Genomic DNA, 8721 nt, shown 5'->3' with positions numbered 1-8721 from the left:
CCCAGGGTAGGGGCAGGGCATCCATAGGCAAACCCCTTAACTCAAAGGTTTCGGACCCCAGGGTAGGGGCAGGGCATCCATAGGCAAACCCCTTAACTCAAAGGTTTCGGACCCCAGGGTAGGGGCACGGCATCCATAGGCAAACCCCTTAACTCAAAGGTTTCGGATGCCGTGCCCCTACAATCAACTGTATTGCACCCAATTGAAACCGCTCTAACGATGCAACCAAAGTTCATATAAGTTAAAATAAAAGTCGCTCTATTGACGGAAATAATAATGCAAACAGACTCACTGAAATCCCATTCAAACTTAGCCATAACACCCTTTCGTAAAAAGCTTAAATCCCCGTTAACAAAGCGTCAGATTACCGTTTTACAAATCAATTTAGGCAAGCGCTGTAACTTGGCTTGCAATCACTGTCATGTAGAAGCAAGTCCAAAGCGAACCGAAGAACTATCCCCAGAAATTTGTTACCAGCTAATTGAACTGATATATCAATTTCCCCAACTCAAAATAGTTGACTTGACTGGCGGCGCACCGGAAATGCTTTATGGCTTCAAACCGCTAGCAGAAGCAGCAAGAAATACGGGTAAAGAAGTAATTGTCCGGTCTAATCTTACGATTTATTTTGAACCAGGCTTTGAAGATATTCCCGAATATTGCGCCGAACATCAACTGAGAATTGTTGCTTCTCTCCCCTGCTATCTGGAAGATAATGTCGATAAAATGCGCGGAAATGGGGTTTATAATAACTCAATTCGCGCGCTGCAATTGCTCAATCAGTTGGGATATGGTCAAAACCCTGACTTAATTTTGGATTTAGTTTATAACCCGCAAGTTCCCAGTGGGGAAAAGTTTTCGCTTACTCCCAATCAAGTCAAGTTGGAACATGATTACAAAGCATACCTGAAAGAGAATTTTGGTATTGCTTTTAACAACTTGTTTACGATTACCAATTTACCCGTCGGGCGCACTAAGTTTCATCTGGAACATCGAAAGTTATCCCAGCCTTACTTACACTTCTTAGAATCAAACTTCAATTCCGATACGGTGGAAAATTTAATGTGTCGGGATGAACTTTCCATTGACTATCTCGGTAATATCTATGACTGCGACTTTAACCAAATGGAAAATTTACCCGCTAAACTCAAGAACGGTGAAACTTTAACCGTTGCCAAGTTACTCGCAGCTGGCACAATAGATTTGATTGACGAGATTCAAACAGCACCCTATTGTTATGGTTGCACGGCGGGGTGCGGTTCCAGTTGCGGCGGCGCGTTGGTTTGAAATTACTCGATCTGCTGCTTATAGCGGTTTGCAACTTGCTGGAATACAGCCCTTATGGGCTTCGTTTGTATAGCGGCACCCTTAAGGGTGCCGCTATACAAACGAAGCCCGTCTACACGGGCTATTAAGTTGCGAAAAATCCAGTGTGTTCTATTAAGTCACAATCCGCTATAAAAATCCAAAATCCAAAATCTAAAATCTGAAATCTGAAATCTCTTGACAATCATCCACTTCTGCGGTAGGGTGTTTGGTTATCGGTTGCCTGCCACTCAAAACACAGCAACCGATAGCGACCAAAAACCTAGTATCGCTATCCAAAGCCGCAGGAACGGCAATGGACAGCTTGACCCCCAAACTGCGTCCGGCAGTCGGGAGGCTAAATGAGAATTGTAGCATTCTCTGGAGCCACCCTGCTTTGCGCTGCCCTGCGGGGTGGCTAGATTTTTGGGTTTTCAATGGAAAACCTAAAAAGATGGAGAAAATATCATGGCAGAAGATTTTCGTTCGGATTCATTCGGATCGGACAATTCTAATTCTCAACCAGCCGAACCAGAACGGGAAGCGGTGCGGATTCTGATTATCAGTTCCTACGCCGGAATCCGAGAAACGATTAACACGTTGTTTCAAAAAGACTTTGCTGAGGTAGACGACTGGGCGCCAGTGCAACCCGCAGTCAATTATCCAGGCGAGTTGGTGACGATTCTGGTGCGTTACCGTAAGCGACAAGAAGGCGATTCGCTGGCGCGATAGCGCCAGCTTCACGGGCATCGGGACGGTAATTTAGAACTTACGCAACTGTCACACTAATCGAGCAATTTTGAGGTTTGTAGTAGCGCTGTCTTCGCCTGAAATAGCGAAGACAGCGCTACTACAAACCCAATTAAATGTGCCAGTTGCGTAAGTCCGGTAATTTTATAGCGGATTGCAGCCTTCTGAGGTACACCTCTGGTTCGTGTAGGTGTAGAGACGTTACATGTAACGTCTCTACACCCACGCAGGCTGTACCTCACACGAAAAGCAATCCGCTGTAACAACGGGTAGGCGTCGGTGCCTATCCCACAAAACCAAAATCAAAAAACTCTTGTGGGGTGGGCATTCTGCCCGCCTCTGTGTCGGAGAGGTTCGTGTCGCCTATCCCACAAAACCAAAATCAAACAACTCTTGTGGGGTGGGCATTCTGCCTGCCTTTAAGGTTATTTTTGGGATAGATCTATTGTTCAACCCAATCTACAATCTTTCCTATTTGGTAAATTAAGATCTGGTTAAGACAATGATGTCACTTAAATTTTTAAGAAAAATTGATGACTTCACCCGTTACAAGCGAAATAGATTTAATTAGCTGCGGTTTTCACGCGCTTTCTGAACCGCTGCGGATTAAGGTACTCGATCTGCTACGGACGCAAGAACTTTGCGTATGCGAGTTGTGCGAAATCTTGGGCGTAACTCAGTCTAAGCTTTCTTTCCACCTTAAAACCCTCAAAGAAGCTGGTTTGGTGCGATCGCGCCAAGAAGGTCGCTGGATCTACTACAGTCTAAATCTGGCTCAATTTGTCGTCCTAGAGCAATACCTGGCAGACTTTCGTCGCTTCAGTTCGATCTTGCCAGCTCGATCTTGTCAAGATAATCCTTAATTCCTTTATATTTATTAACAATGTTTTTCACTCTTTTTTTAGCTTTGTAGCTTGACAAATCAATTTTTTTTGAAATGATAAGAGTGTGACCCTATAACTGATGGGGGTTAAGTAAATGAATGTAACAGCAAAGCCATTATTATTCGCACTAGGGATTCTGGCATTAACAACCAGTTGCTCAACGCCAACTAACTCAAATACAACCTTGGTTGCAGCGGGGGGAACCGCGCAGACAATTAAGATTGATGGGTCGAGTACGGTGTTTCCGATTACAGATGCGATCGCCAAAGAATACAAAAAGACAAAACAGAATAAAGTCGAGATCCAAGCTGCCTTTTCCGGCACTTCAGGCGGGTTTAGAAAATTCTGTGCCGGTGAAACCGATATCAGCGATGCTTCCCGTCCCATCAACGCTGAAGAGATGAAAGCTTGCAACCAAGCTGGCGTCAGATTTATAGAATTACCTGTTGCTTTTGATGCTTTAACTGTGGTAGTTAATCCCCAAAATACCTGGGCGCAAGATATTACCCGCGCCGAGTTGAAAAAACTGTGGGAACCCGCTGCTGAAGGAAAAATTACTAAATGGAATCAAATTCGGTCATCCTGGCCCGATAGACCGATTAATCTATATGGTGCGGGTAAAGATTCCGGTACCTTTGATTACTTTACAGAAGCGACGGTAGGTCAACCTAAAGCGAGTCGCAACGACTACACTGCCAGCGAAGATGATAACGTTCTAGTGCAGGGAGTTGCCAAAGATCCAAATGCTTTGGGTTATTTTGGCTTCGGCTATTTTGAAGATAACCAAGATAAATTAAAAGCTTTGGCAATTGATAACGGCAAAGGGGCAATTCTACCATCTCGCGAGACAGTAGAAAAAGCGCAATATCAACCGCTTGCTCGACCTTTGTTTATCTACGTCAACGTCAGATATAACCAGATGAAACCAGAGCTGCGCGAGTTTGTCAAGTTCTACCTCAACAATGCCAAGCGAATCGTTGAAAATGCGAACTACATTCCCTTACCAGAGGAAGGTTATCACATTTCCAAGATTCACTTTGAATCAGGCAAAGTCGGAACGGTGTTTGAAGGAAAATCTGAGCTAAATCTGACGATTGGCGAGTTATTGCGGAAGGAGAAAAAGTTCTAGGAATAAATCTCAGAAACCGGGTTCCGGTTTCTGAATTGGGATTTATAATACTGAATCGGTAATCTTGAGCGGTGCAAAGGAAAGGAATGAAGTTACCATTTAAGTTCAAGCGGGAGGAAGCAATTGCTGAAGGTGTGGGAACCTTCATTTTAGTATTTGCAGGCACGGGTGCGGTGATGGTAAACCAAGTTAGCAATGGGGCGGTGACGCACCTGGGAATCAGCTTTGTATTTGGGGCGGTAGTGGCAGCTTTAATTTACGGATTGGGACATGTCAGCGGGGCGCATTTTAATCCAGCGGTGACGTTGGCATTTTGGGCGAGTGGGTTTTTCCCAAAATCGAAAGTATTGCCTTATATTTTGGCGCAATCTGTGGGAGCGATCGCCGCCTCTGGTATCCTGCTAATCACCCTGGGAAAAGTAGCCAATTTAGGCGCAACTTTACCCTTAAAAGATAACTGGTTCCAATCTTTTATCCTCGAAATTGTTCTGACCTTTATCTTAATGCTGGTAATTTTAGGATCGGGACTTGACAGACGCGCCCATATTGGTTTTGCTGGCATAGCAATTGGGCTGACGGTAGGATTGGAAGCCGCATTTATGGGACCGATTACCGGGGCGAGTATGAACCCAGCGCGCAGTCTTGGTCCCGCTTTAGTAGGAGGAATTTGGCAGCACCACTGGCTTTATTGGATTGCACCGATATTAGGGGCGCAATTAGCCGTTCTGGTTTATCGGCAACTGTCTAACGGATTTCAAGACCTTCAGTGAGGTGCATCATGCTAACAACAAAATCTCCGGCAAATCCTGCCAAAAAACTTTCTTTTCTCGACCGCTTTCTCACCTTGTGGATATTTCTAGCAATGGCTGTGGGAGTCAGCTTGGGTTATTTTATTCCCGGCATCGAAGGCTTCATCAACCGTTTCCAAGTTGGCACGACTAATATCCCCATTGCCATCGGCTTAATTTTAATGATGTATCCGCCTTTAGCCAAGGTGCGATACGAAGAATTAGGCGATGTATTTCGCAACGGCAAGATTCTCGGTTTATCGTTATTACAAAACTGGGTAATTGGCCCGATTCTGATGTTTGCGCTTGCCATCATTTTCTTGCGCGATTACCCGGAATACATGACTGGCTTGATTATGATTGGACTCGCCCGCTGTATTGCGATGGTGATCGTGTGGAGTGAGTTAGCTAGAGGAGACAGGGAATATACAGCCGGACTTGTGGCATTTAACAGTATATTTCAAGTCCTCTTTTACAGCGTTTATGCCTGGTTCTTCATCACAGTTTTACCACCTCTGTTTGGCTTAAAAGGCAGCATCGTTCCCGTTGGTATTGGAGAAATTGCCCAGAGTGTTTTCATTTATCTAGGAATTCCATTTATTGCTGGATTTCTCACCCGCGTGGCTTTAGTGAAAGCTAAGGGGAAAACCTGGTATCACAGCGAATTTATTCCCAAAATCAGCCCCATTACCCTAATGGCTTTGCTGTTCACTATCGTGGTGATGTTTAGCTTAAAGGGCAATCTCATCGTGCAAATTCCAATGGATGTTGTCCGCATCGCGATTCCATTGATTGTTTACTTCGCGGTGATGTTTTTTGCTAGCTTCTATATGGCGTGGAGAATGAAAGCCGACTATGCCAAAGCAGCGAGTTTAGCTTTTACGGCGGCTGGTAATAATTTTGAGTTAGCTATTGCCGTTGCCGTTGCCGTATTTGGTATTAACTCAGGTGCTGCCTTCGCCGCCGTCATTGGGCCGTTGGTAGAAGTTCCCGTGTTGATTACTTTAGTAAGTGCTGCACTGTGGGTTAAGAAAAAGTTCTTCAAGGCCAACGATCTAAAAGCTGTATAATCAGCTAATAAGGAAGAACAAGAAACCTCGTAAATTTCCGGTAAAATAATCAGGTAATTCCATGAAAAAAGTGATGTTTGTCTGCAAGAGAAACTCCTGCCGTTCCCAAATGGCAGAAGGATTTGCCCGTACATTAGGAGAAGGGAAAATATCTGTAACCAGTTCCGGATTAGAAGCCAGCAAAGTTCATCCTACCGCGATTCAAGTCATGTCTGAAATTGGCATTGATATTACCAATCAGACATCTGACCCTTTAAGCGATTTTAAAGCAGAAGACTACGATGCCGTAATTTCCTTATGCGGATGCGGCGTCAATTTACCCGAAGCATGGGTAATGCGAGAAGTGTTTCAAGATTGGCAACTCGATGACCCAGATGGACAACCAATCGAAACATTTCATCGAGTGCGAGATGAAATTAAAGAACGAGTTGCAAACTTGATTCAAAACCTTTGAGCAAAGAAACTAAGGTGATATGAAAAATCCTTCCGAAAGTTAACCAAAAATCGACTCAGAAACCGGGTTTCTGACCTCGCGATCGCCACATTCCCAACCCCAACCGCACCTCTTGACGGTTGGAACCAATGGCGCTATGCTCAACAACTATAGGTTGCTCGACCTAAACAGGACAGCAACCTACGCCCAAAAACCTAGTATCGCTGCCCAAAGCCGCTAGCAACAGCAATGGACAGCATGACCCCCCAAACTGTTAAGCGCAGTCCGGGAGGCTAATTGAGAATTGTAACATTTTCTCTGTAGCCACCCTGCTTTTAGCTGCCTGCGGGGTGGCTAGATTTTTGGGTTTTCGTTGGAAAACCTAAAAAGATGGAGAAAATATCATGGCGCAAGAGTTTTTGCCAGACTCGACTGGATCTGCATGTCCAAATTCTGATGCAGGGGAAGACGATCGGGAAACCGTGCAGATATTGATTATCAGTTCTCGCGATGGAGTGATAGAAACAATACACAACTTGTACGCAAAAGAGTTTGCCCAAGTAGACGAATGGAGTCCACCACAACCAACTCGCAAACCCGGTAAGATGGTGAGCATTCTTACCCGTTACCGCAAACGAGGACCGATTAATTTAAGGATGAGAAAATCGGGACGTTAATTTGCAGATTTGTAGGGGCACGGCACGATTAAATATTCTGCACAAGTGGAAGAATATTATGCTGCCGTGCCCCTACCGCCAAGGATTTATGCTTGCGAAACCCGGATTCTGTGGGTGCGATTCGCTTGCGCGTGTGCGTCAGCAAGTATCGCACAAAACCCACCGATGCACAATAAAGCGATATGCCACAATCAGAACAAATGGTTGAGGGTCGAATTATGACAGGAATAGTGCCGAAAATATTACCGCTGGAAAACGGCGATCGCATAACTCGCGCTGAATTTGAACGCCGCTACGATGCCATGCCTAACTTGAAGAAAGCCGAATTAATTGAAGGAGTTGTATACATGGGATCGCCAGTCCGAGTTATCCACGGCAGACCACATGCGCGTATCATTGGATGGTTATCTATTTATTGGACAGCTACGCCTGGGGTAGATTTATTAGACAATACCACAGTTCGCCTCGATCCAGACAACGAAACTCAACCCGATGCACTGTTGCGAATTGAAGTAGGCGGACAATCTACTATTAGCGAAGATAATTATGTAGAAGGTGCGCCGGAATTCATTGCAGAAATAGCAGCGAGTAGTGCTGCTTATGACTTGCGAGAAAAATTAAGAGTTTATCGGCGCAACGGGGTACAAGAATATTTAATTTGGCAAGTTTACGAACAAAGAATCGATTGGTTTCGTTTAAGAGAAGGAGAATATGTTTCTTTATCAGCAGACGAATCGGGAATCATTAGAAGCGAAGTTTTTCCAGGTTTATGGTTATCAGTTCCGGCTTTAATTGCCGGGAATTTAGGCGAGGTGCAGTCTGTGTTGCAGATGGGGTTGGCAACGGCAGAACATCAAGCTTTTGTGGAACAATTGAACGGTCAGGGATAATGCGATCGCATATCTAAATTCATCCAATTACATAAGGAGGTTTCCAATGGTAGCTACTCCCGATCCTAAATACATGAGTCCCCAAGAATATCTAGAATGGGAAGAAAAACAACCAATTAAATACGAATATATCAACGGCGAAGTGTTTGCCATGACTGGGGGAACTATTCCCCACAATGCTGTAGCTGTAAACCTAACTACTGCCCTTAAAAATCATCTTCGAGGCGGTTCTTGCCGAGTTTATGCCGCAGATGCCAAAGTTGGTGTATCTGAAAATGGCCCCTTTCACTATCCTGATGTGATGGTAACTTGCGACGAAAGGGACAGACGCGCTATTAAAGCAATTTATCATCCCTGTTTAATTGTCGAGGTTCTTTCTCCGGGTACAGAAAGTTTTGATCGGGGTAAAAAATTTCAGCAATATCGCCGCATTTCCACTCTTAGAGAATACGTTTTAATCGGTGCGGAACAGATGAATGTTGAAGTTTTCCGATTAAACGATCGAGGAATTTGGGAACTTTATACTTATGGAGAAGGAGAGGAGATTTATTTAAGTAGCGTTGATTTTCGGTGTGCGATCGCGCTTGTATATGAAGATGTCGTACTGGAATCAGGCGAGGAAGAAACAGTAGGATAGAAATAGGTTTATTCCGATCTTGCACCTGCGTTTGCATCCCGCCAGCGATTCAAATCGCTGGCTAATAGCTAAAGTCCTCGCTCAGAGGACTAAATAATTCGCCAAGAATTTCAGTCCATTTTAATGGACTTTCGCTATTAGCCCGGAAATTGATTTCC

The 8721-nt window shown here is 44.6% G+C and carries 11 protein-coding genes; 10 read left to right on the top strand and 1 reads right to left on the bottom strand.

All coding sequences use genetic code 11. The annotated features are described in order from the left end of the window. Positions 1–92: 92 nt before the first annotated feature. Complete coding sequence (locus MiSe_RS45250) at positions 93–317, bottom strand: hypothetical protein (protein WP_226593277.1); 225 nt, start codon at positions 315–317, stop codon at positions 93–95. Between MiSe_RS45250 and arsS the strand changes: the two genes are divergently transcribed. From arsS to MiSe_RS45200, 10 genes are all read left to right on the top strand, one after another. Further along, positions 277–1287 carry an arsenosugar biosynthesis radical SAM (seleno)protein ArsS gene (gene arsS, locus MiSe_RS45245; protein WP_226593275.1) on the top strand — a complete coding sequence of 337 codons (1011 nt, stop codon included), beginning with the start codon at positions 277–279 and terminating at the stop codon, positions 1285–1287. The two genes, MiSe_RS45250 and arsS, sit on opposite strands and share 41 nt — an antisense overlap. 486 nt (positions 1288–1773) lie before the next feature. Further along, the gene (locus MiSe_RS45240; protein ID WP_226593273.1) at positions 1774–2037 is read left to right on the top strand and encodes a hypothetical protein; all 264 of its coding nucleotides are present in this window, start codon (positions 1774–1776) and stop codon (positions 2035–2037) included. A gap of 551 nt (positions 2038–2588) precedes the next feature. Beyond that, a complete protein-coding gene (locus MiSe_RS45235; RefSeq protein ID WP_226593271.1) occupies positions 2589–2918 on the top strand; it encodes an ArsR/SmtB family transcription factor in 330 nt (109 codons plus the stop codon). Positions 2919–3033: 115 nt separating this feature from the next. Continuing rightward, on the top strand, positions 3034–4068 hold the full coding sequence (locus MiSe_RS45230) for a PstS family phosphate ABC transporter substrate-binding protein (RefSeq protein ID WP_226593269.1): 1035 nt from the start codon (positions 3034–3036) through the stop codon (positions 4066–4068). 86 nt (positions 4069–4154) lie between these two features. After that, positions 4155–4838 carry an MIP/aquaporin family protein gene (locus MiSe_RS45225; protein WP_226593267.1) on the top strand — a complete coding sequence of 228 codons (684 nt, stop codon included), beginning with the start codon at positions 4155–4157 and terminating at the stop codon, positions 4836–4838. Between the two features lie 8 nt (positions 4839–4846). After that, complete coding sequence (arsB, locus tag MiSe_RS45220; RefSeq protein WP_226593265.1) at positions 4847–5926, top strand: ACR3 family arsenite efflux transporter; 1080 nt, start codon at positions 4847–4849, stop codon at positions 5924–5926. Positions 5927–5987: 61 nt separating this feature from the next. Continuing rightward, on the top strand, positions 5988–6380 hold the full coding sequence (gene arsC, locus MiSe_RS45215) for an arsenate reductase, glutathione/glutaredoxin type (protein WP_226593263.1): 393 nt from the start codon (positions 5988–5990) through the stop codon (positions 6378–6380). 383 nt (positions 6381–6763) lie between these two features. After that, positions 6764–7036 carry a hypothetical protein gene (locus MiSe_RS45210; RefSeq protein ID WP_226593261.1) on the top strand — a complete coding sequence of 91 codons (273 nt, stop codon included), beginning with the start codon at positions 6764–6766 and terminating at the stop codon, positions 7034–7036. A 182-nt stretch (positions 7037–7218) separates the two neighbouring features. Continuing rightward, positions 7219–7926 carry a Uma2 family endonuclease gene (locus tag MiSe_RS45205; protein WP_226593259.1) on the top strand — a complete coding sequence of 236 codons (708 nt, stop codon included), beginning with the start codon at positions 7219–7221 and terminating at the stop codon, positions 7924–7926. 46 nt (positions 7927–7972) lie between these two features. Beyond that, entirely contained in the window at positions 7973–8563 is a 591-nt protein-coding gene (locus tag MiSe_RS45200) for a Uma2 family endonuclease (RefSeq protein WP_226593257.1), read from the top strand. Positions 8564–8721: the final 158 nt, after the last annotated feature.

It is taken from the genome of Microseira wollei NIES-4236 (genome assembly GCF_020521235.1).
In the GTDB taxonomy this organism is placed as follows: Bacteria; Cyanobacteriota; Cyanobacteriia; order Cyanobacteriales; family Aerosakkonemataceae; genus Microseira; species Microseira wollei.
The sequence above is the reverse complement of the archived record's forward strand: the minus strand, read 5'-3'. Positions and strand labels throughout refer to the sequence as shown.